Annotated in this window: 17 protein-coding genes and 1 pseudogene; 4 read left to right on the forward strand and 14 right to left on the reverse strand. The window is 72.5% G+C overall.

Annotated features, from left to right (window positions below):
- Positions 1-246: 246 nt before the first annotated feature.
- The 7 genes from IG02_RS0132665 to mshD all read right to left on the reverse strand — a co-directional run bounded on the left by IG02_RS0132665 (position 247) and on the right by mshD (position 8,174).
- Positions 247-672 carry an NUDIX hydrolase gene (locus tag IG02_RS0132665; protein WP_030756275.1) on the reverse strand — a complete coding sequence of 142 codons (426 nt, stop codon included), beginning with the start codon at positions 670-672 and terminating at the stop codon, positions 247-249.
- Positions 669-1,808 carry a CHAD domain-containing protein gene (locus IG02_RS0132670; RefSeq protein WP_420707814.1) on the reverse strand — a complete coding sequence of 380 codons (1,140 nt, stop codon included), beginning with the start codon at positions 1,806-1,808 and terminating at the stop codon, positions 669-671. The genes IG02_RS0132665 and IG02_RS0132670 overlap by 4 nt, the downstream gene beginning before the upstream one ends.
- Positions 1,809-2,148: 340 nt before the next feature.
- On the reverse strand, positions 2,149-4,404 hold the full coding sequence (locus IG02_RS0132675; protein ID WP_030756283.1) for an RNA degradosome polyphosphate kinase: 2,256 nt from the start codon (positions 4,402-4,404) through the stop codon (positions 2,149-2,151).
- A gap of 411 nt (positions 4,405-4,815) precedes the next feature.
- Positions 4,816-5,835 (reverse strand): hypothetical protein, encoded by a 1,020-nt coding sequence (locus tag IG02_RS0132680; RefSeq protein ID WP_030756286.1) that lies wholly within the window; start codon positions 5,833-5,835, stop codon positions 4,816-4,818.
- The gene (locus IG02_RS0132685; protein WP_030756289.1) at positions 5,832-6,746 is read right to left on the reverse strand and encodes an ABC transporter ATP-binding protein; all 915 of its coding nucleotides are present in this window, start codon (positions 6,744-6,746) and stop codon (positions 5,832-5,834) included. The genes IG02_RS0132680 and IG02_RS0132685 overlap by 4 nt, the downstream gene beginning before the upstream one ends.
- Entirely contained in the window at positions 6,743-7,159 is a 417-nt protein-coding gene (locus IG02_RS0132690; protein ID WP_030756292.1) for a GntR family transcriptional regulator, read from the reverse strand. The genes IG02_RS0132685 and IG02_RS0132690 overlap by 4 nt, the downstream gene beginning before the upstream one ends.
- A gap of 94 nt (positions 7,160-7,253) precedes the next feature.
- On the reverse strand, positions 7,254-8,174 hold the full coding sequence (gene mshD, locus IG02_RS0132695) for a mycothiol synthase (protein ID WP_030756296.1): 921 nt from the start codon (positions 8,172-8,174) through the stop codon (positions 7,254-7,256).
- Positions 8,175-8,464: 290 nt separating this feature from the next.
- Here mshD and IG02_RS0132700 point away from each other — a divergent pair, with 290 nt between their 5' ends.
- Positions 8,465-10,288: a bifunctional metallophosphatase/5'-nucleotidase gene (locus IG02_RS0132700; protein ID WP_051766044.1), complete on the forward strand. Its 1,824-nt coding sequence runs from the start codon at positions 8,465-8,467 to the stop codon at positions 10,286-10,288.
- Between the two features lie 127 nt (positions 10,289-10,415).
- Here the strand turns inward: IG02_RS0132700 and IG02_RS0132705 are convergent, their stop codons facing one another.
- The 5 genes and pseudogenes from IG02_RS0132705 to mshA form a co-directional block, all read right to left on the reverse strand.
- Complete coding sequence (locus IG02_RS0132705) at positions 10,416-11,543, reverse strand: CU044_5270 family protein (RefSeq protein ID WP_030756302.1); 1,128 nt, start codon at positions 11,541-11,543, stop codon at positions 10,416-10,418.
- Positions 11,540-12,229: an RNA polymerase sigma factor gene (locus IG02_RS0132710; protein WP_030756305.1), complete on the reverse strand. Its 690-nt coding sequence runs from the start codon at positions 12,227-12,229 to the stop codon at positions 11,540-11,542. Before IG02_RS0132710 ends, IG02_RS0132705 begins: the two co-directional genes overlap by 4 nt.
- A gap of 103 nt (positions 12,230-12,332) precedes the next feature.
- Complete coding sequence (locus tag IG02_RS40080; protein WP_078855024.1) at positions 12,333-14,120, reverse strand: MFS transporter; 1,788 nt, start codon at positions 14,118-14,120, stop codon at positions 12,333-12,335.
- A gap of 111 nt (positions 14,121-14,231) precedes the next feature.
- Positions 14,232-14,693 (reverse strand): annotated as a pseudogene (locus IG02_RS0132725) (YbjN domain-containing protein); the annotation flags it as partial.
- A gap of 175 nt (positions 14,694-14,868) precedes the next feature.
- Positions 14,869-16,233, reverse strand: coding sequence for a D-inositol-3-phosphate glycosyltransferase (mshA, locus tag IG02_RS0132730; RefSeq protein WP_030756311.1), 1,365 nt, complete (start codon positions 16,231-16,233; stop codon positions 14,869-14,871).
- A gap of 205 nt (positions 16,234-16,438) precedes the next feature.
- On the opposite strand from mshA, the gene IG02_RS0132735 reads away from it, so the two are divergent.
- Both IG02_RS0132735 and IG02_RS0132740 read left to right on the forward strand, forming a co-directional pair.
- Complete coding sequence (locus tag IG02_RS0132735; RefSeq protein ID WP_078855026.1) at positions 16,439-17,293, forward strand: class I SAM-dependent methyltransferase; 855 nt, start codon at positions 16,439-16,441, stop codon at positions 17,291-17,293.
- A 194-nt stretch (positions 17,294-17,487) separates the two neighbouring features.
- Positions 17,488-18,669, forward strand: coding sequence for a C40 family peptidase (locus tag IG02_RS0132740; RefSeq protein WP_030756317.1), 1,182 nt, complete (start codon positions 17,488-17,490; stop codon positions 18,667-18,669).
- Positions 18,670-18,804: 135 nt separating this feature from the next.
- Here the strand turns inward: IG02_RS0132740 and IG02_RS43565 are convergent, their stop codons facing one another.
- Positions 18,805-18,939 carry a hypothetical protein gene (locus IG02_RS43565; RefSeq protein WP_267958555.1) on the reverse strand — a complete coding sequence of 45 codons (135 nt, stop codon included), beginning with the start codon at positions 18,937-18,939 and terminating at the stop codon, positions 18,805-18,807.
- Positions 18,940-19,115: 176 nt separating this feature from the next.
- Here IG02_RS43565 and IG02_RS0132750 point away from each other — a divergent pair, with 176 nt between their 5' ends.
- Positions 19,116-19,364 carry an SCO4226 family nickel-binding protein gene (locus IG02_RS0132750; RefSeq protein ID WP_030756319.1) on the forward strand — a complete coding sequence of 83 codons (249 nt, stop codon included), beginning with the start codon at positions 19,116-19,118 and terminating at the stop codon, positions 19,362-19,364.
- Between the two features lie 35 nt (positions 19,365-19,399).
- On the opposite strand, the gene IG02_RS0132755 is transcribed toward IG02_RS0132750, so the two are convergent.
- Positions 19,400-20,482, reverse strand: a complete 1,083-nt coding sequence (locus IG02_RS0132755; protein ID WP_030756321.1) for a MerR family transcriptional regulator — start codon at positions 20,480-20,482, stop codon at positions 19,400-19,402.
- Positions 20,483-20,585: the final 103 nt, after the last annotated feature.

Consider the following 20,585-nt stretch of genomic DNA (forward strand, 5'->3'; position numbering starts at 1 on the left):
TTCCAGGAGCCGCCGGTCTCTGCCTGTTGTACGGCGGCGTGCGTCGAGGTGGCTGGTGGCGGTGCTCGGTCCGTCACCTTGTGAGGCCGAAATTAGGCAGATCAGGTGAAGCCGCCGACGGGCGGGAGTGAACGGGAGGTGAACCTCGACGGACACCTGGGTGTGTGGCCTTGCGGAACGGGCCTTCCGGGACGGCTCGGCCGGCCCCGGGCCCACGTGACCGGGCCGGGGCCGGGGGCCGAAGGGTCACTGCGCCGGGAGCGGCGTCCGCAGCAGCTCATCGACCAGGAGCTTGTCCCTCTCTTGCGTCAGGCGTTGCGTTGCCGCGCTGGGGGGGAGCCAGAGGAGCCTGTCCACCTCGCGGTTCGGCTCGAAGGTGCCGCCGGTCGCCTCGGCCGCCCAGTAGCGGACCTCCTTGGGGCGGGCCTCCACCTCGTAACGCAGAGTGGGCAGTTCCGGGCCCAGGACGCATGTCATACCGGTCTCCTCCCGCACCTCGCGGACCGCCGCGTCCCGGGCGTGCTCGCCGCGCTTGAGCTTGCCCTTCGGGTGGGACCAGTCGTCGTACTTGGGGCGGTGGACCAGCGCCAGTTCGATGCCGGAACCGGACGGGGCCCGGCGCCACAGGACGCAGCCCGCCGCCAGGACCTGCGCCCCGGGGGCTGCCGTCATGGCTTTGTCACCGTCGCCTCCTGCCACACCCGCTGGAACGCGTACCGCGCCGCCTCCACCTCGTGGCGCTGGTCCGCGTGCAGGACGCCCAGCGCGTAGGCCGTCGCCGGGGCGATCCGGGGGGTGCGGGCCGCGTTCGCCGCGGCCGCCGCCGCCTCCGCCGCGTCGCGGTGCCGGTCCAGGGCCTGGCCCGCCACCGTCAGCACGGGGTCGGCCGTGCCCGCCGGGCACCAGATCTCCTGGGCGTAGCGGTGCAGCCGCAGCAGCTGCCGTACGTGGTGCCAGGGCGCGTCCTGCGTCTCGCCGTCCGCCGTCGTGGCCAGGCCGCTCACCAGGGCCTCCGCGTTGTACGGGTGCGCGGCGCGGGTCAGCGGGAGCGCGCTCACGGCGTCCAGCAGCCGGCGTTCGGCGTACCCGGCGGGCCCGGGCAGCAGCTCGGCGGCCGGCGCGCTCGCGATCGGGGCCAGCGGCACCTCGGAGGCGAGGACCGCCACCGAGTCCGCCACCGCGTGGAAGCGCGACGAGCCGAGCGCCTGGAGAGCGGCGGAGTGGGCGCGTGTCCTGGCCAGGGTGAGCCGGCGCTCCAGCAGCGCGCCGGCCCGGGAGGCCCCGACGGCCAGGGTTCCGGACGGGCCGGATGGCGGGCCGGATGGAGCGGATGGACCTGAAGGGCCGGACGGGCGGGACGGGATCGAGGTGCCGGAGGTGTCCGAAGGGCCGGGCGCGGCGGACGGCGCGGAAAATCCGCCCCGCGCGGACGGCCCGGCCGCGGTCTGCCGTTCCGTACGGCCGCCCCGTTCAGCCCGTTCGCCCCGCTCCCGTCCCGTACGGCCGCCGCCCGCGGACACCGGCACGGCCGCCGGTGCGGGGACGGGCGCCGGTACGGGGGGCGCGGGCACCGACAGCCGCGCCAGCGCCCCCATCAGCCGGTGCAGCCGGTTCGCGCACGCCTGTTCCTGGGCGAGCGTGCCGGTGAGCCAGCCCAGTTCCGTGACGAGCTGGTCGGCCCAGCCGGGGTCCAGCAGCGGCCGGAACGTGTGCAGCGCCCCGCCGATCCTGCGCGCCGAGCCGCGCAGCGAGCGCGCCGCCGACTCGGCCGCCGCGGCGTCCGCGCCGCTCTCCTCGTACAGCCGCACCCCGCGCAGGAAGTCACCGGCCCTGGCGTGCAGATAGCCCGCCAGGACCTCGCCCGCGGTGAGCCGGTCGCCCGCGGTCACCCGCTGGTCCTCCGGCGCCGGCGCGGGGCCGCCGCCACGGACGCCGGGCGTAAACCCGCCACCGGACGGCGCTCTCCCGGCGCCGCCCGGGGCGCGGGGATCGGAGCCGGGAGCCGAGCCGGGAGGGGAGCCCGCATCAGCGCCGGACCCGGCGGCCCCGTCGGGATCGGAGCCGGACCCACCGGCCCCCTGTCGCCCGGCGGTCCCACGACGGCCGGTGTCCGGGCGCCCGGAGCCGGGGCGACGGTCGGTGTCCACTTCATGGTGCTGCACGCCTGCGCCTCCGGGCGTCTATGAGCATTTCCTGTACGTGCCGCAGCGGCGATCCGTCCGCGTCCGTCGCGTGCCGGGTCCAGTTGCCGTCCGGGCCGAGGTGCCAGGAGGACGTGGAGTCGGACATCCCCGTGTCGAGCAGCCGGATCAGGGACGCGCGGTGCGCCGGGTCCACCACCCTGACCAGCGCTTCGATGCGGCGGTCGAGGTTGCGGTGCATCATGTCCGCGCTGCCGATCCAGACCTCCGGCTCCCCGCCGTTGCCGAACGCGAAGATGCGCGAGTGCTCCAGGAACCGGCCGAGCACGGACCGTACCCGGATGTTCTCCGAGAGCCCCGGCACGCCCGGCCGCAGGGCGCAGATGCCCCGCACCCAGACGTCCACCGGCACCCCGGCCCGCGCGGCCCGGTAGCAGGCGTCGACGATCGCCTCGTCGACCATCGAGTTGACCTTGATGCGGACGTAGGCGGGGCGGCCCGCGCGGTGGTGCGCGATCTCCTTGTTGATCCGGGTGATCAGCCCGTCGCGCAGCGACTTCGGGGCGACGAGCAGCCGGCGGTAGGTCTCCCGGCGCGAGTAGCCGGACAGCCGGTTGAACAGGTCGGAGAGGTCCGCGCCGACCTGCGGGTCCGCGGTGAGCAGGCCGATGTCCTCGTACAGCCGGGCCGTCTTCGGGTGGTAGTTGCCCGTGCCGACGTGGCTGTAGCGGCGCAGCGTGTCGCCCTCCTGGCGGACCACCAGCGACAGCTTGCAGTGCGTCTTCAGCCCCACCAGGCCGTACACCACGTGGCAGCCGGACTCCTCCAGCTTGCGCGCCCATTTGATGTTGGCCTGCTCGTCGAAGCGGGCCTTGATCTCGACGAGGACGAGGACCTGCTTGCCCGAGTCGGCGGCGTCGATCAGCGCGTCGACGATCGGGGAGTCACCGGAGGTGCGGTACAGCGTCTGCTTGATCGCCAGCACGTCGGGATCGGCCGCGGCCTGCTCCAGGAACGCCTGGACGGAGGTCGAGAAGGAGTCGTACGGGTGGTGCAGCAGGACGTCCCGCTCGCGCAGCGCCCCGAATATGTCCGGCGCGGACGCCGACTCCACCTCGGCGAGGTCGCGGTGCGTGCCCGCGACGAACTTGGGGTACTTCAGCTCCGGCCGGTCCAGCGACGCGGTCCCGAAGAGCGCGGTCAGGTCCAGCGGGCCGGGCAGCGGATAGACCTCCGCGTCGGACACCTTCAGTTCGCGGACCAGCAGGTCGAGGACGTACGGGTCGATGGACTCCTCCACCTCCAGCCGTACGGGCGGGCCGAAGCGGCGCCGCATGAGCTCCTTCTCCAGCGCCTTGAGGAGGTTCTCGGCGTCGTCCTCCTCCACCTCCAGGTCCTCGTTCCGCGTGACCCGGAACATGTGGTGCGCGAGGACCTCCATCCCGGGGAACAGCTCCTCCAGGTGCGCGGCTATGACGTCCTCCAGCGGCACGTACCGCTGCGGCGACGCCTCCAGGAAGCGGGACAGCAGCGGCGGCACCTTCACCCGGGCGAAGTGGCGGTGGCCGGTCACCGGGTTGCGTACGACGACGGCCAGGTTGAGGGAGAGGCCGGAGATGTACGGGAACGGGTGCGCCGGGTCCACCGCCAGCGGTGTGAGGACGGGGAAGATCTGCTGCCGGAACAGCGTGAACAGACGCGCCTGCTCCTTCTCGGTCAGCTCGGGCCAGCGGATGATGTGGATGCCCTCGTCGGCCAGGGCCGGGGCGACGTCCTGCTGGTAGCAGGCCGCGTGCCGGGCCATGAGCTCGCGCGACCGGGTCCAGATCAGGTCCAGCACCTCGCGCGGCTGGAGGCCGGAGGCGGAGCGGGTGGCGACGCCGGTCGCTATCCGGCGCTTGAGGCCGGCGACCCGGACCATGAAGAACTCGTCCAGGTTGGACGCGAAGATGGCGAGGAAGTTGGCCCGCTCCAGGAGCGGGGTCGCGGGATCCTCGGCGAGCTCCAGGACCCGCTCGTTGAACGCGAGCCAGCTGCGCTCGCGGTCCAGGAACCGCCCCAGCGGCAGCTCGCCGTCGCCCCCGGGGCCGGCGCCGTCCACCTCGTACGCGTCGAGGTCGGAGTCGAGATCGGGGGCCAGGCCGGAACGGGTGGCGCCGGCGGTGGCGACCGTGTGGGGGCGGTGCGCGGCTATGAAGCCCACGGACGGCTGCTGAGGGGGCTGGGGCTGCTGGACCGGTACCTCGGCGGGCTGCTGGCTCATATCCCCATTGTTCCGCGCGGACGGGACGACGGGCGCGTCGGAAAGGGCGGGGGTGAGGCGGAAGGGGCCGGTGCTCTTGCCGTTCGGTGTGGGGGGCACAGCGGGCTGCATTCAGAGAGACTTACAAGGGTGTCTGAATGCCCGGTAACGGCGACATGACGTGAAGGAAAGCGGGACGGGGCTCCCCGGGGGCGGGGCGGGCCTGATCCCCCGGGGGCGGAACGTGGCTCCCGCGGGCGGGGCCCGGCCTCCGGGGAGCCCCGCCCGCGGGGCGCGGTGCGTACACGGACACGACGTACGAGGTCAGCGTGGCGTACGTGGGCCAGCGGCGTTCGAGAACAGCGTGACGCATGTGGGTCGACGCGACGCACGCGGGTCGGTGCGGCGCGTGCGAGCGCTCCCCGGCTGCGGTCACCCCAGGCGGCGGACGATCCGGAACGCGGCGAACGCGGCGACCGCCGCCAGGGCCAGGACGATGCCCGTCTCCACGAGCTGGAGGGGCCAGAAGTGGGCGGCGGGGTGGTAGTCGACGAAGTGGGTGAGCCCACCGCCGGCATCCGCGCACGGGGACAGGTCGATGGGTAGGCACTCCCCGTAGGACGCCCTGCGGCCGGACGGCGTCACCGCCCCCTGCTGGACGACCCAGGCGTTCTCCTCGAAGTACTGCTGCTTGCCCTCGGCGGTCACCGTCGGCCAGAGACGGCTGCGCAGGTACTGGTTGAAGAGCGCCAGGACCGACCCCACGGCGAGCAGGGCGAGGGACATGGCCACGACCGTACGGCGCGCCAGGAGGCCGATGAGCGCGCCGACCGCGATGCCGAACAGGGCGTACGCCACGGGCAGTGGTCCGAGCCCGGTGAATCCCAGCCGGTCGTACCAGTTCAAGGGGTAGAGGCCCGCCGGAGCCGTGGCCTGGGCCCAGCGGAAGAGGACGACGGCCACGGACAGGAGGGCGACCGCCCACAGCGTCGGCACGGCGAGCCTCGCCGCGAGCCAGCGGGCCGGGGAGACGGACTGTGTCCAGGCGAGTTTGTACGTGCCGGACTCCAGCTCCCGGGCGATCACCGGGCCCGCGACGAACGCGCCGACGAGCCCGGGCAGCACCAGCAGCGCGAGGCCCGCGTAGTTGAGGTACCGGCGGAGGTCGAACAGGCTGTCCACGAAGTAGCGGACGGTGTCCCCGCACTCCTGCGTGGTGCGTTCGACGGAGCAGCCGGTCCCCGCGAAGTCGGCGGCCACGGCGGCGGTGTGGCGCCACTGGTAGAACATGAGCGCGGCCGCCAGCACCAGGAGCGCGGGCAGCGCCCACAGCGTGAGGCGGTGCAGCCGTACGGTCACCAGGACCGGGCCGCGCGGGGCCGGTGGGCGCGGGGCCGGGTTGCCGGAGGCCGGGTCGCCCGGGGCCGGCGGGCGCAGGGTCGGAGCGCTCATGCGGACACCGCCTTCCGGAGCGCGGCCGGCTCTGCCTCGGCGCTCGGGGTGAGCAGCGGCGGCGCGTCGGGGGAGCGCAGGTGCGACAGCAACAGTTCCTCCAGGGACGGGGCATGGGTCTGCCAGGTGTCGTCCAGCGGGCCGTCCGGCCGGACCAGCGCGGTGAGCTGCCGGCCCGTCGTACGGGACTCGACCACCGTGTGCGGTCCCAGGTCGCCCGCCGGCCCCGTCACCACGGTGTGGGCGGTGAGGATGTCGTCCACCTCGCCGCCGAGCCGTACCCGGCCGCCGTCCATCAGCAGCAGGTAGTCGCAGGCGTTCTCCAGCTCGGCGAGGATGTGCGAGGAGATCAGGACGGTGGTGCCGTGCTCCGCCGCGCCGCCCAGCAGGATGCCCATCAGCTGATGGCGGGCGAGCGGGTCGAGGTCGGCCATCGGCTCGTCCAGCAGGAGCAGTTCGGGCCGCTTGCCGAGGGCGAGGGCGAGGGCCACGCGGGTGCGCTGGCCGCCGGAGAGCGTACGGATCCGGGCGCCGCGGTCGAGCGTGCCGCCCTCGACGATCCGCTCGGCCGTCGCCGCGTCCCAGCGCCCGGGGTTCAGCGTGTGCCCCATGCGCAGCGTCTCGTCGACCGTCAACCGCGGGTAGAGCGGCTTTTCCTGGGCCACGTACGCGATGCGCTCGCGGGCGGCCGACGGGACGGCGCCGAGGGTACGGACCGAGCCCTCGGTGGGGAGCAGCAGCCCGGCCGCCTGGGCGAGCAGCGTGGACTTGCCCGCGCCGTTGGGGCCGACGAGCGCGCAGACGCGGCCCGTCGGTATCCGGAAGGAGCAGCCGCGCAGGGCCCAGCGCCCCTTCCATCGGGTTCCGTACCGTTGGCCGAGGCCGGTCGCCTCGATCGCCGAGCTTGTCATGCGCCATCCCCTTTGGATGTCTCGTCTTCGAATGCCTTGTCTTCGAATGTCTCGTCGATCACGGCTGTGAAGAGCGCGGTCACGTCGTCCTTCTCCATGCCTTCCGCCCGCGCGCGGGTCACCCAGGCGGCCAGTTCCGCCCGCAGGGCGCTGTCCGCCGAGCCGTGGCCGAGGGTGCCCCGTACGAACGTGCCGAGCCCGCGCCGGCCCTCGGCCAGGCCCTCGCGCTCCAGTTCGCGGTACGCCTTGAGCACGGTGTTGGGGTTGACGGCCGTTGCCTCGACCACCTCACGGGCGGTGGGCAGCTTGTCCCCGGGCTCCAGCAGGCCGAGGCGCAGGGCTTGTTTGGTCTGCTGGACGATCTGGAGATAGGTGGCGACGCCGCTGCGCCGGTCGATGCGGTACTCGATCACCCCAAACACCCTTTCACTAGGTAAGTAGTGAAAGCATGGCCGAGGGGAGGGGCGGCGTCAATGACGCCGCCCCTTATGCCCTGGAACGGGCGGGTCAGGACTCCGTGCGGTACATCAGGTCGACCTCGTGCGTGGTGAACCCCAGCCGCTCGTACACCGACACCGCCGCCGTGTTGTCCGCGTCCACGTATAGCATCGCCGTCGGCAGCCCCTCCGCCGCCAGGTGCCGCAGGCCGATCGCGGTGAGCGCCTTGCCGAGGCCGCCGCCCTGGGCGTCGGGCCGGATGCCGAGGACGTACACCTCGCCGAGCTGCTCCGCCGCGTGCACCTTGGTCCAGTGGAAGCCGATCAGCTCGCCGTCGCGCTCCGCCAGGAAGAACCCCTTGGGGTCGAACCACGGCTCGGCGGTCCGGTCGTCCAGGTCCCGCTGGGTCAGGGCGCCCTGTTCGGGGTGGTGGGCGAAGGCGGCGGCGTTGACCGCGAGCCAGGCGGCGTCGTCCTGGCCGGGGACGAACGTACGGACGGTGACGCCGGCCGGCAGCTCCGGGTCCGGGACGGTCAGCGGGACCAACGGCATCCGCAGCTGGCGCAGTTCGCGGAAGAGCGTCAGCCCGAGCACCTGGGCCAGATGGCGCGCGGCCGACTTCCCGCCGTGCGCCCAGGCCCGCAGCCGCTTGCCGGAGGCGGCCATCAGCGCGGCCCCGAGCGCCCGGCCGTGGCCCCGGCCCCGGCAGGCGGGGTGGACGACCAGTTCGACGGCCGGGGCCTCGACGGGGTCGGTGTCCTCCAGCTGCCCGTACCCGACGAGTTCGCCCTCGACGGTGACCAGGAAGTGCCGTACCCCCGGGCGGCGCCCGCCGCGCAGCTGGAGCCGGCCCTGCTCGGAGACGGCCTGGACGCCGTCCGACTCGGCGGCTGCCGCCAGCAGGCCGGTGACCTCCTCGGCCTGCTCGGGCGTGAGCGCGTCGAGGGTCTGGATCTGCCGGCCGGGCTCGTGGGCGCTTGCGTCAGTCATGCGTCGAGGGTACGGCGGACGTACGACAGAGCGCGGTACGGACCGGGCGTGGAGGGCCCTGTCGTGGCAGCGCGCACGCCTCGCGGCCGGTCCGGCGGCGGCCCGGCGCCCCCCAACGGCAATCAGCTCGTAACCCGGCACCCCCTGTTGTGCTACGCGCGTCGACCATAGGCTTCGGCTCGCCACCGTCACCTTGCCGGCGACCCGGCGACCCGGCGGCCGGCGGCCATCAGCCGAACGGCGAACGCTTCGACGGGGCGTCCAACTCAGCAAGGGGACCAAGAGGACCGATGTCAGTACCGCAGAAGAACCGCGTGGCCCGGCGAGTGGTCGCCACCGCCGCGGGCCTGGCCACCGTCGGCGCGATCGTCGCGGCGATGCCGGCCGCCGCCAACGAGGACCGGAGCCCGAGCCCGAGCCCGGCTCAGGGGCAGGGCAGGACCGTCGACGTACAGCTGCTGTCCTTCAACGACCTGCACGGCAACCTGGAGCCGCCCGCGGGCTCGGCCGGCAGCGTCACGGAGAAGCAGGCCGACGGCACGACGAAGACGATCCCGGCGGGCGGGGTGGAGTACCTGGCGACCTCGCTGCGCGACGCGCGCAAGGGCCACCCGTACTCGATCACCGCGGCCGGCGGCGACATGGTCGGAGCCAGCCCGCTGCTGTCCGGCCTCTTCCACGACGAGCCGACGATCGAGGCGCTCAACAAGATCGACCTCGATGTGACGACGGTCGGCAACCACGAGTTCGACGAGGGCGCGGTCGAGCTGGCCCGGCTCCAGAACGGCGGCTGCCACCCCACCGCGGGCTGCTACGAGAAGGGGAAGAAGTTCAAGGGCGCGGACTTCCCCTACCTCGCCGCGAACGTCACGTCCGAGAAGACCGGGAAGCCGGTCCTCAAGCCGTACACGGTGTGGAAGAAGAACGGCGTCAAGGTCGGCTTCATCGGGGTGACCCTGGAGGGCACGCCGAACATCGTGACGGCCGAAGGCGTCAAGGGACTGAAGTTCCACGACGAAATCGAAACCGTCAACAAGTACGCCAAGGAATTGGACAAACAAGGCGTCAAGTCGATCGTGACGCTGATCCACGAGGGCGGGGCGCCGGCCTCGTCCTCGTACAACTACGACTGCGACAGCCCGGGCGCCGGGGACGGCATCTCCGGTCCGATCGTCGAGATCGCGAAGGGCATCACGTCCAAGGTCGACGCGCTGGTCACGGGCCACACCCACCAGGCGTACGCGTGTACGATCCCGGACCCGGCGGGCAAGCCGCGACTGGTCACGTCGGCCTCGTCGTTCGGCAAGCTGTACACGGACACCACGCTCACCTACGACCGCCGTACGAACGACATCGTGCGGACGAGCGTGAAGAGCGTGAAGACGGCCAACCACATCGTCAGCCGTGAGCAGCCCAAGGCCAAGGACATGACGGACCTGATCGGCCGCTGGAACAAGCTGGCCGCGCCGATCGCGAACGCCCCGCAGGGCTACATCTCCGCCGACATCAACGGCCGCGGCGCGACCACCCCGGAGACCCCGCTCGGCGACCTGATCGCGGACGCGCAGCTCAAGGGCATGTCCCCGGCGGACAAGGGCGGCGCGCAGATCGCGTTCATGAACCCGGGCGGTATCCGTGCCGACCTCGTCCACAAGGCGTCGGGCAGCGAGGGCGACGGGGTGGTGACGTACGGCGAGGCCTTCACGGTGCAGCCGTTCACCAACATGATGAACGCGGTCGACCTGACCGGCGCCCAGCTGATCACGGCGCTCCGGCAGCAGGTCAGCGGCTCCAACGAGGCCTCCCCGAAGATCCTCCAGGTCTCCGAGGGCTTCACGTACACCCTGGACATGACCAAGACGGGCGCGGCCCGGCTGGTCACGGACTCGGTGAAGCTGAACGGCGACGCGATCGACCCGGCGAAGACCTACCGGGTCGCGATGAACGAGTTCCTGGCGGGCGGCGGCGACGGCTTCCCGGTCTTCGCCGAGGGCAAGAACAAGCTGGTCGGCGCGTCGGACCTGGACATGCTCAACGCCTACCTGGCGGCGAACTCCAGCGCGCAGTCCCCCCTGGCCCCGCCGTCGGCGGACCGGATCACGTTCCTGAGGTAAACGACGTCAGCACACCACCGACGCGGAACGCCCCGGCCAACAGGACCGGGGCGTTCCGTCGTCCGCTCGTCGGACGCTCGTCGTCCGTACGGGGCGAGGGCTGTTCGGGGGCCGCTCGGGTGGATGGTCAGCCGGCCTGGGACGGGGGCTGCTTCATGTCGTCGACGATCGCGCGGGTGACGATGGCGCTGACGAAGGTGACGGTGCCGGGCTTGATCAGGCCGTCGTCGCCGGACGCCCCCTTCACCTGGACGACGCGTTCGCCGAGGAAGGCGTGGGTCTTCTTGTCGAAGATCCACTCTTCGCGCGAGCCGCCGGCCGAGTCCACCCGGGCCACCGCGACGCCGTGCCGGCCCGCCGCGTCCACCGCGTCGTCCACCATGATCACGCCGGGGATCTTCGCCGCCGCCTTGAACAGGGCCGCGTAGAGCTCCGCCGGCGGGTAGCTCTCGCCCAGCAGGTCACCGATGGTGGAGAACGCCTGCTGGTCGGGGCTGTTGCCCTGGCCCTTGGTCTCGTTGTAGATGAGCTTCAGCAGTTCGTCGGGGTCCGTGGTCAGGCCGGCCAGGAAGTCGTACGTCGGGTGGTTGATGCCGGGCTCCAGCGCGTTGCCCTGCTCGTCCGGACCGCTCAGGGGCTCCCCGTCCGGCCGCTCGGAGGTGGGGTCGATCAGCCAGCCCTCGGTGCCGTCGGCGGACATCCACGTCTGGCGCAGGTACGGCTTCTCGCTCACCAGGGTGGACTTGTCGTCGACGGTCTTCACGTACGTGTCGGCCGTCTTGGACGCGATGTAGATGTACTGGCCGGGCTTGACGTCGGGGTGGCCGCCCTCCGCCGCCGCCAGTGAGATCTGGTCGAGCAGCTGGGGGACGCCCTTGGTGGTCCCGGTGCCGATGTCGGTGGTCAGGGCCGGGCCGGTGGCGACGTTGCCGGTTCCGGAGGTTCCGCTTCCGGAACCACCTCCGTTGTACACGGCGGCCCCGGCGACGACCGCTCCGGCGAGGGCGAGTGCCATCGCGGGCAGGGCGATCGCCGGGCGCGGCAGCCGGAAGCGGCGCGTCGTCGTGGCCTCTCGTACCTCCGTCGCCGGGGTGGCGGCGGCCGTCACGTTGTGCTGTTCCTGCTGGATGTGGGCCATCAGACGCTCCTTGTGGAACTGGTGACGGCCCGTCGGCAGATCACGCGCCGGCTGGGGGAGGAGGTGCGCGCTTTCCTCCCACTCGGCCGGGCTCTGCCGGGACGAGTTCGCGTTCATCGGTTTCCCTCCTGGGCGGGCCGGACCGCGTGGATGCGGTCACCTCTTGTCTGTCGGGCGTGGGGGGCGGGTTCCGTTTTTCCGCGCGGGACTTTTCCGCGCGGGATTTTTCCGGGGTCGCGTACGTTTTCGGGAGGTGGCCCCGTCGGCTGCGCCAGTTCCGCCTCGGTCAGCTTCCGCAGCTTCACCCGGGCCCGGGACAGGCGGGAGCGGACCGTGCCGACGGGGATCCCCAACGCCGCCGCGGCGGCCGTGTACTCCAGGCCCTCCCACAGGCAGAGCGTCAGCACCTCGCGCTCGGTTCTGCGCAGCGTGGCGAGCGCGGTGAGCGCCGCGGCGAGGCGCCGGCGGTCGTCGATCCGGCCGGACACCTCCTCGGCGTGGTCGGGCAGCGCGCGTTCCGCCGCCGCGGCGGCGGTGGCCGCCGCTCGGTACCGCCGGTTGCTCCGGACGTGGTTGCGCGCGGTGTTGGTGGCGATGCCCAGCAGCCAGGGGCGCGGCGAGCCGCCCTCGGCGGAGACCTTGTCGCGCAGTCGCCATGCCTCCATGAAGGTCGTGGCCATCACGTCCTCGGCCGTGGACCAGTCGGCGGTGAGGCGGAAGGCGTGGTTGTAGACCGCGCGGGCATAGCTGTCGAACAGCTCCGCGAAGGCGCTCGGCTCCCCAGCCCGTATCCGGGTTCGCATATCAGTGCTCACCTCAATGAGCTGTCCGGGTGAGCCTGCCGGGTTCCGCCTGTTCATTGTGACGCGGGACACACGCTCTGGGGACTCTGGGGACTCTGGGGAGTCAGGGGGCGGTGTTCCTGCCCGGGGCCGTGTCTGTGCCCGTGTCGTCGGCGGTGGGCTTCTTTCGCGGATGGCCCGGGCGGCCCGGGCGGCCCGGGCCGCCCGGGTGGCGCGAGTGACCCGGGTGGAACAGCGCGCAGACGAAGGCGACGGCCAGCGAGATCGCCATGCCGTAGAAGACCGCCCTGTTGGCCTCGGCGAAGTCGAGCCGGAACACGCCGATCGCGTCACGCGTGATCCGGTCGACGGGGCTGGTGCCGGTCGGCACGAGGTGGCCGCCGTTGCCGGTGAACCGTTCCGCGATGTCGTGCCCCACCGAGTGGGCCAGCGGGCTCGGCACGCCCGCTGATCCGAGGGTGCCCGCCATCCGGTCCGTGGTGACGTGCGTGAGGATCGTGCCGAAGACGGCGAGGCCCAGGGCGGCCGAGAAGGTACGGACGGTCTGCGTGAGGGCGGTGACCTCTTCGTACGAGGCGCCGGCGGCCCGGTTGGCCGCGTCCGTCGACGCGGGAACGAGCAGGAAGCCGATGCCCGCGCCGGCGAGGGCGACGTAGGGCCACTGGTCGTGCATGGAGTGGTCCGTCAGTTTGCTCGCCCACAGCGCGAATCCGAGCGTGCCCAGGGCCGTGCCGAGCAGGATGGCCGGCTTGGCGCCCCGGACGTCCAGGAACCGGCTGCCCCACTGGTACGTGATGACGAAGCCGACGAAGAAGTACAGGAGGTAGAGCCCGGCCTGCTGGGGCGAGGAGGCGAGCGAGACCTGGGCGTAGACCGAACCGAAGAAGAACACGGGGACGAACGCCGGCATCGCGAAGAACAGCACCGCGGCGTCGACGGCGAACGCCCGGTCCTTGAAGAGCCGCAGAGGGACGAGCGGATGGTCGCCGGGGCCCCGTTCGCTCAGCTTGCCGAGCCGCGGTCGCCCCGAGGCTCCGGGCGGCTCCGCCTCGCCCGGCCCGTGTCGTTCGCCCGGCGCACGCAGCTTGCCGAGATCGCTCAGACCGTACAGCTCGTACCGGCAGAACAGCGCCAGCACCAGCAGGCCCAGACCGACGCAGAGCCATGTCAGGGCCGAACTCCACCCCCAGTTCGCCGCCTGCTGGAAGCCCAGCACGGTCAGCGCCGTCCCGACGGCCACCAGCACCGCGCCCGGCACGTCGACGGGTTCGCGGCGCGCGACGTGGGGGACGCGGGCCTTCGCCATCAGTACGAGGGCGACGGCCGCCACCGGCACATTGATCCAGAAGATCGCCCGCCAGGTCCAGGCGGTGAGCCAGCCGCCCAGCAGCGGGCCGAGCACCGTGAGCACGGCGGACCACCCGAAGAACAGGGCCAGCGCCCGGCCGCGCCGTTCCGCCGGGAACGTCTCGGTCACCACCGCCAGCGCCGCCGGGAACAGCAGCGCCGCCCCCACGCCCTGGGTGGCGCGGAACGCGATCAGCCAGCCCTGGGCGACGTCGCCGCCGGCCGGGACCACGGCGCACAGGATCGAGGAGACGACGAAGACCAGCGTTCCGGCGATCACCATCAGCCGGTGCCCGAAGACGTGTGCCAGCCGCCCGCCGAGGGCGAAGAACGCGGCCAGCGTGAGGAGGTAGGCGTTGACCACCCACTGCATGCCGGAGGCGGTGAGACCCAGCTCATGGACGATGGTGGGCGCGGCGATGGCCACGATGGTCTGGTCGATGAACGTCATCGAGGCGGCGACGACCATCGCCGTCAGGGTCAGGGCATCGGCCCTCCGCCCGGCCCCGTCCCCGCCCGCGCGTATGCGGCTTTTGTCGTCCATGCCGGAATCTTCTCCCGGGCGTGAACATCCCGCATGTGCGGCGCCGGGAACGCGTGGGCCAGGCGTACGAAGTCGGGCGTACGAAGTCGGGCGTACGAAGTCGTTCCCGCGTCAGTCCCGCGTCAGGTGCTCGAACGCGTCCAGGTTCCGCGTCGGCTCACCCCGCGACACCCGCCACGCGTACTCCTTGCGGATCGCGCTCGCGAACCCCAGCTCCAGCAGCGTGTTGAACGACCCGTCCGCCGCCTCCAGCACCGACCCCAGCAGCCGGTCGATCTCGTCCTCGGTGACGGCCCCCAGCGGGAGTTTGCCGGTGAGGTAGACGTCGCCGAGGTGGTCGACCGCGTAGCCGACCCCGTACAGCTTGAGGTTGCGCTCCAGCAGCCAGCGGTGGACGCCCTCGGCGTTCTCGTCCGGGCGCCGGATCACGAAGGCGTTGACGGAGAGCGCGTGCCGGCCCACGCGCAGGGAGCAGGTCGTGGCCAGCTTGCGGGTGCCGGGGAGGGTGACGACGTACGAACCGGGCTCGGGGCTCTCCCACTCCAGCCCGGCGGAGGCCAGCGCCTGTTCGACGGTTTCCCGTACGTTCCGGAGGAGGTCGTCTCCGCCGTGTCGGCCACCTCGGCCATGCTGTGGGTCGTGTGGGTCGTGTGGGTCGTATTGGTCACGTCGGTCGCGCCGTGCGTCGGTCCGTGCGTCCTGCGGCGCGTTCGCGTCTCCGTCATCAGGCACGGGCGTGGGGCGAGCGTCAGCCATGGTGCGAGCGTACGCGACGGCGGTAGGCCTGGACGGCCGCCGTGTACACGTCCGCCGTGGCCGCCGCCGCCGTGTCCCAGCCGAACGACCGCGCGTGCCGCGCCGCCGCCTCGCCCATCCGGTCCACCAGCTCCGGGTGGTCGAGGAACTCGCGCAGCGCCCGCGCGTACGCCTCCGGCTCGTGGCCCTGGACCAGCACGCCGGTCACCTCGTCCCGTACCGCCACCGGCAGCCCGCCCACCGCGGCCGCCACCACCGGCGTGCCCGCCGCCTGGGCCTCTATCGCGACCAGGCCGAAGGACTCGCTGTACGAGGGCATGACCAGCACGGACGCCGCCCGGAACCAGTCCGCCAGCCGTGCCTGATCCACCGGCGGCCGGAACTGGACCACATCGCCCAGGCCGAGCCGTGCCGCCAGTTTCTGGAGCCCTTCCGGCTTGGCCAGGCCCGTACCGCTCGGGCCGCCGACCACCGGCACGACCAGTCTCGTCCGCAGCGACGGCTCCTGGTCGAGGAGTACGGCCACGGCGCGCAGGAGCACGTCAGGAGCCTTCAGCGGCTGGATGCGGCCCGCGAAGAGCGGGATGAACGCGTCCTGCGGCAGCCCCAGCCGGGCGCGCGCGGCGGCGCGGCCGTCCGCCGGGGAGAAGCAGTCGAGGTTGACGCCCGGGTGCACCACGGCGGCCTTCGAGGGCTCCGCGTCGTAGAAGCGGACGAGGTCCTCGGCCTCCTCCGCCGTGTTGGCGATCAGCCGGTCGGCGGCGCGCACGACCTGGCTCTCGCCGATCACGCGGGCCGCCGGCTCAGGGGTGTCGCCCTCGGCCATCGAGGCGTTCTTCACCTTGGCCATCGTGTGCATGGCGTGGACGAGGGGGACGCCCCAGCGCTCGGCGGCGAGCCAGCCGACGTGTCCGGACAGCCAGTAGTGGGAGTGCACCAGGTCGTAGTGGCCCGGCCGGTTGCCCGCCCACGCCTGCATCACGCCGTGCGTGAAGGCGCAGAGCTGCGCGGGCAGCTCCTCCTTGGCGAGGCCCTCGTACGGTCCGGCGTCCACATGCCGTACGAGGACACCGGGAGCCAGTTCCACGGCGGGGGCCAGCCCGCCGGTCGTGGCGCGGGTGAAGATCTCGACCTCGACGTCGATGGCGGCGAGCCGCTTCGCCAGTTCGACGATGTAGACGTTCATGCCGCCCGCGTCGCCCGTGCCCGGCTGGTGCAGCGGGGAGGTGTGGACGCTGAGCATGGCGACCCGGCGGGGCTTGCGGAGCTGGCCGGGGAGGCGGCGGAGGCGGGACGTCCGGGGCGCGCGCGGGGGGCCCGCCAGCGTGCCGGTGATACGGGACACGTACTGGCTCACGTCTACGGTCCTCTCGCTCACGACAACTGAGCACGACGAAAACGCGCGGTGAAGCGCACGACAAAGAAGAGGGTGTGGGACGCCCTCCGGCACCGTTCAACAGCGGAGGGTCCGTCCGCATTTCCGCTTTGCCAAAACGTTGCAGTTCACGGCTCAACCGGCTCAGCCGTGATGGGTGGAGCCGGGGCTCGTTACGCTCACCCTTATGGCGTATCGGCCCCCTTCATCCCACGCTGCCCATGCTGCCCACGCCGCGGGAACGGCCCGTCCCGTGGGCACGGTCACGCGCGGCACGACCCACCAGAACCGGCTGCGCCGCATGGACCGCTGGATCACCGCCGTACACGGTCCCGCGCTGCGCCGCGCGGCCGATCCGGTCGTGGTGGACCTCGGGTACGGCGCCGCTCCCTGGACCGCCGTCGAACTGCTGCGCCGACTGCGTACGGCCGAGCCGCGCACCGAGGTCGTCGGCGTCGAGATAGACCCGGCCCGGGTCGCCGCGGCGCTGCCGTACGAGCGGGACGGGCTGTGCTTCCGGCACGGCGGGTTCGAGATCCCGCTGGCCGGCGGGAGGCGGCCGGTACTGATCCGGGCGGCCAATGTCCTGCGGCAGTACGAGGAGGACGAGGTCGCCGCCGTCTGGGCGCGGCTGTGCGCCCGGCTCGCGCCGGGCGGGCTGCTGGTGGAGGGGACGTGCGACGAGATCGGGCGGCGGCACGTCTGGGTCGCGCTCGGGCCGGAGGGGCCCCGTACGGTCACGTTCGCGGCTCGCCTCGGTTCCCTCGAGCGTCCCTCCGACCTGGCGGAACGGCTGCCGAAAGCGCTGATCCACCGCAATGTGCCCGGTGAGCCGGTGCACGCGTTCCTGCGCGACTTCGACCGGGCGTGGGCGGCGGCGGCCCCGTACGCCTCGCTGGGCGCGCGGCAGCGGTGGATCCGGGCGGTACGGGACGTGGCGGCCGACTGGCCGCTGGCGGACGATCCGCGCCGGCGGCGGCAGGGTGAGGTGACGGTGAACTGGGCGGCGCTCGCGCCGGGTTCGGCGAGCGGGAACGGGTGAGGTGCGGAATGTGTGAGGTGCGGAACGCGTGAGGCGCGGAACCTGTGAGGTTCTGAGGGCGTCTGTCGTTCTGGTGCCGGACATGGCACGATCACATCGGTAATACGAAGTTACTGACGTTGCATCAGAAGTGGTCGTCTCGCGTTCTGGTGTGTTCTGACGCCTTCCGGGCTGGGCGTCTTGGGGGTGGGTCCGTGAACCGACGTCGCTGTGCGGCCGCGACGGTCACTCTGGTGTGCGCGCTGGCGGTACTGGCCTCGCCGGACCTGACGATCCAGGCGTACGCGACGCCCCGGGCCGCCCCGGCGGCTCCGCCCGTACCGTCCTCCTCGGCTGTACCGTCGCCGCCGGCCGTGGCCCCGCCGCCGGTCGAGTTGCCGCCGGGCGCGCCGGGCGGCGCCGGCGGGTCGAGCGACACGGGGGCGGCCTCCGACGCCGCCCCCGACCCCCTCGAAGAAGTACGGCGGGAGATCGACGACCTCTACCGCAAGGCCGCCTCCGCCACCGACGCCTACAACCTCGCCGAGGAACAGACCGCCAAGCAGTCGGCCGAGGTCGTCAGGCTCGCCGAGAAGATCGTCCGGAACCAGCTGCGTCTGGAGGACCTCAAACAGCGCGCCGGAGCCGCCGCCCGTGCGCAGTACCGGAGCGGCGGGCTGCCGCCCGAGGCCCGGCTGATGCTCACCGGTGACCCGCAGGGCTTCCTGGACGGCGCGGGCAGGGTCAGGCAGGGCATGAAGGCGACCAACGACCTCCTCGCCGAACTGACCCGGACCCAGGACGACTTGAAGACGTACACGGCCGACGCCGGTACGCAGTGGGGGAAGCTCGAAGCCGGTCGGCTGAAGAAGGAGAAGGCGAAGAAGGAGATCGAGCGGCGGATCGCCGCCGCCGAGAAGCTCGAGGCGGGTCTGGAGAAGGAGGAGCGCGCCCGGCTGGCCCGGTTGGAGAGCGACGCGGCGGCCAAGGCGCAGGCGGCCTGGCTCGGCTCCGGCGCGCTCGAAGAGATCAACCGGGCGTCGAGCGCGCAGGGCAGGAAGGCGATCGAGTTCGCGACCCGGCAGATCGGCAAGCCGTACGTGTGGGGAGCGGAGGGGCCGGACTCGTACGACTGCTCCGGGCTGACCTCCCAGGCGTGGGCGGCGGCCGGGCGGACCATCCCCCGTACCTCGCAGGAGCAGTGGCGGCTGTTGCCGCGGATCGACATCAAGGACATGCGGCCCGGCGACCTGATCATCTACCACGACGACGCGAGCCATGTGGGCATGTACATAGGCGACGGCGCGATCGTGCACGCGCCCCGGCCGGGGCGGAACGTGACCTTGGCGGGGGCGGGCTCGATGCGGATCCTCGGGGTCGTCCGGCCGGACAGGTAACGGACCCGGGGGCGGGCGCGGACGGAGAGGCGGCGCGGGCGGAGACGCGGCGCGGGCGGGGGCCGACCGTGCCGAACGCGCGCCGACCGGCGCGGTCCGCCCGCCCTTCCGCGCCCGCGCCGCCTTCCGTTTCCGTCAGACGCTCTTCCCGTCGGTCTCCGACTCGAAGAGCTCCTCGGCCTCGGAGACCGAGAAGGCCCGGTCCAGCCAGCGCGCCAGGATGTCCAGATCGGCGCAGCCCATGACGCGCTCGTGGACGCTTTCGGGCACGCGGACACCACGGTGCTCCAGCACCAGCAAACGGGCGACGGACGACGGACGAACGTGGCGCGGGCCGGCGCCGGACCCGCCCCGCAGGGATCCGCAGGACATGCCCGGGAGGGGCGGGCAGGTGCAGCATGGGAAAGGAAAAGGACACCTCTTTCTCTGTGGGAGCAGTGAGTCCGATGGCCACATTCATGGACGTCCATCACGGCATGCGGGGCATGACCGCCGAGCAGTTCCGTCAGGCGCATGACGCGGATCTCGCGGTCGAGGGCGAGGAAGGCGTCCACTTCGAGCACGCCTGGGCCGATCCCGAGTCCGGTGACGTCTTCTGCCTCTCGGAGGCGCCTTCGGCGGACGCCGTACGGCGTGTCCACGAGCGCACCGGGCACGCGGCGGACGAGGTCCACCCGGTGGCGTACAGCGCCTGAGGCGCGGGCCGCCCGTTCCTGCCCCTGCCGCTTTCCTACCGCTGGAGTTCCCGGACGTCGGCGACCACGCAGCTGACGTTGTCCGGGCCGCCGGCGCGGTTGGCGCGGTCGACGAGTTCGCGTACCGCCTGCTCGGGGTCGCTGACCGTCGTGACCACCTGGCGTACCTCCGTCGTCTGTACGACCGTGGACAGCCCGTCGGAGCAGAGCAGGTAGCGGTCTCCCGGCCGGACGTCGTGCAGGCGCATGTCGGGGGCGGCTTCGCCCTCTCCGCCCAGGGCGCGGACGAGCAGCGACCGCTGGGGGTGCACGGTGGCCTCCTCCGGGCTGATGCGCCCCTCGTCGACCATCGACTGCACGACGGTGTGGTCGTGGGTGATCTGGAAGAACTCTCCGTCGCGCGCCAGATAGCAGCGGGAGTCGCCGATGTGGACGAGGGCCAGCTGCGAGCCGGTCCAGAGCAGCGCGGTGAGCGTGGTGCCGACCTCCTGTGGTGAGGATTCGGTTTCGGCCGCGACCACGTGCACGGCTCGACCGGCCTGTTCGACGGCGTCCTCGAGGATGTTGAGGAGGTCGCCCGCGGGGATCTCGCGGGTTTCGAGGTGCTTGAGGGCGTCGACGGCGGCCGCGCTCGCGGGGGCTCCGCCGCCGCCGAAGCCGTCGGCGACGGCGAGCAGGCGAGAACCGGCGTAGGCGGTGTCCTGGTTGCTCTCGCGGACCAGGCCGGCGTGGGACAGCGCGGCGTAACGGATTTCCAGGGGCTTGGCGGTCGCTGACATGACGGAGTCCTTCCGGGCCAGGTGGTCGATGAGGAAGGCGGCCAGGTCCCGCCGCGCGCCGGTGTCGGCCTCGACCTGCGCCCAGAACGCGCGTACCTCCTGGGCCGCCGCGGTCGCCTCCAGCGTGCGGACGCGCTGGATACGGGCCAGCGGCATACCCAGCCGCCGGAGCCAGGCGACCAGCCTGGCCTGCTCCAGCTGTTCCGGGGCGTACAGGCGGTAGCCGGTCACCGGATCGACGCGGGCGGGGGGCAGCAGGCCGAGTTCGTCGTAAAGGCGCAGTGCCTTCGGCGACAGCCGGGACGCCTTCGCGAACGCCCCGATGGTCAGCAGCCCCATGCCCGCCCCTCGTCCCTCTTCCTCATGCCGAGCGCGTCGCCCGGCACCACCGATGCTGTGGCCTCCCCCGAGGTGAAGGTCAACCGAGGATTTCGGACCGAGG

This window comes from Streptomyces sp. NRRL F-5135, from assembly GCF_000719775.1.
In the GTDB taxonomy this organism is placed as follows: Bacteria; Actinomycetota; Actinomycetes; order Streptomycetales; family Streptomycetaceae; genus Streptomyces; species Streptomyces hebeiensis.

Bases quoted from the DNA above. Each gene is read 5' to 3' on its own strand.
- IG02_RS0132665 (WP_030756275.1), bottom strand. From the start codon at position 672: ATGACGGCAGCCCCCGGGGCGCAGGTCCTGGCGGCGGGCTGCGTCCTG.
- IG02_RS0132675 (WP_030756283.1), bottom strand. From the start codon at position 4,404: ATGAGCCAGCAGCCCGCCGAGGTACCGGTCCAGCAGCCCCAGCCCCCT.
- IG02_RS0132680 (WP_030756286.1), bottom strand. From the start codon at position 5,835: ATGAGCGCTCCGACCCTGCGCCCGCCGGCCCCGGGCGACCCGGCCTCC.
- IG02_RS0132685 (WP_030756289.1), bottom strand. From the start codon at position 6,746: ATGACAAGCTCGGCGATCGAGGCGACCGGCCTCGGCCAACGGTACGGA.
- mshD (WP_030756296.1), bottom strand. From the start codon at position 8,174: ATGACTGACGCAAGCGCCCACGAGCCCGGCCGGCAGATCCAGACCCTC.
- IG02_RS0132700 (WP_051766044.1), top strand. From the start codon at position 8,465: ATGTCAGTACCGCAGAAGAACCGCGTGGCCCGGCGAGTGGTCGCCACC.
- IG02_RS0132705 (WP_030756302.1), bottom strand. From the start codon at position 11,543: ATGAACGCGAACTCGTCCCGGCAGAGCCCGGCCGAGTGGGAGGAAAGC.
- IG02_RS0132710 (WP_030756305.1), bottom strand. From the start codon at position 12,229: ATGCGAACCCGGATACGGGCTGGGGAGCCGAGCGCCTTCGCGGAGCTG.
- IG02_RS40080 (WP_078855024.1), bottom strand. From the start codon at position 14,120: ATGGACGACAAAAGCCGCATACGCGCGGGCGGGGACGGGGCCGGGCGG.
- IG02_RS0132735 (WP_078855026.1), top strand. From the start codon at position 16,439: ATGGCGTATCGGCCCCCTTCATCCCACGCTGCCCATGCTGCCCACGCC.
- IG02_RS0132750 (WP_030756319.1), top strand. From the start codon at position 19,116: ATGGCCACATTCATGGACGTCCATCACGGCATGCGGGGCATGACCGCC.
- IG02_RS0132755 (WP_030756321.1), bottom strand. From the start codon at position 20,482: ATGGGGCTGCTGACCATCGGGGCGTTCGCGAAGGCGTCCCGGCTGTCG.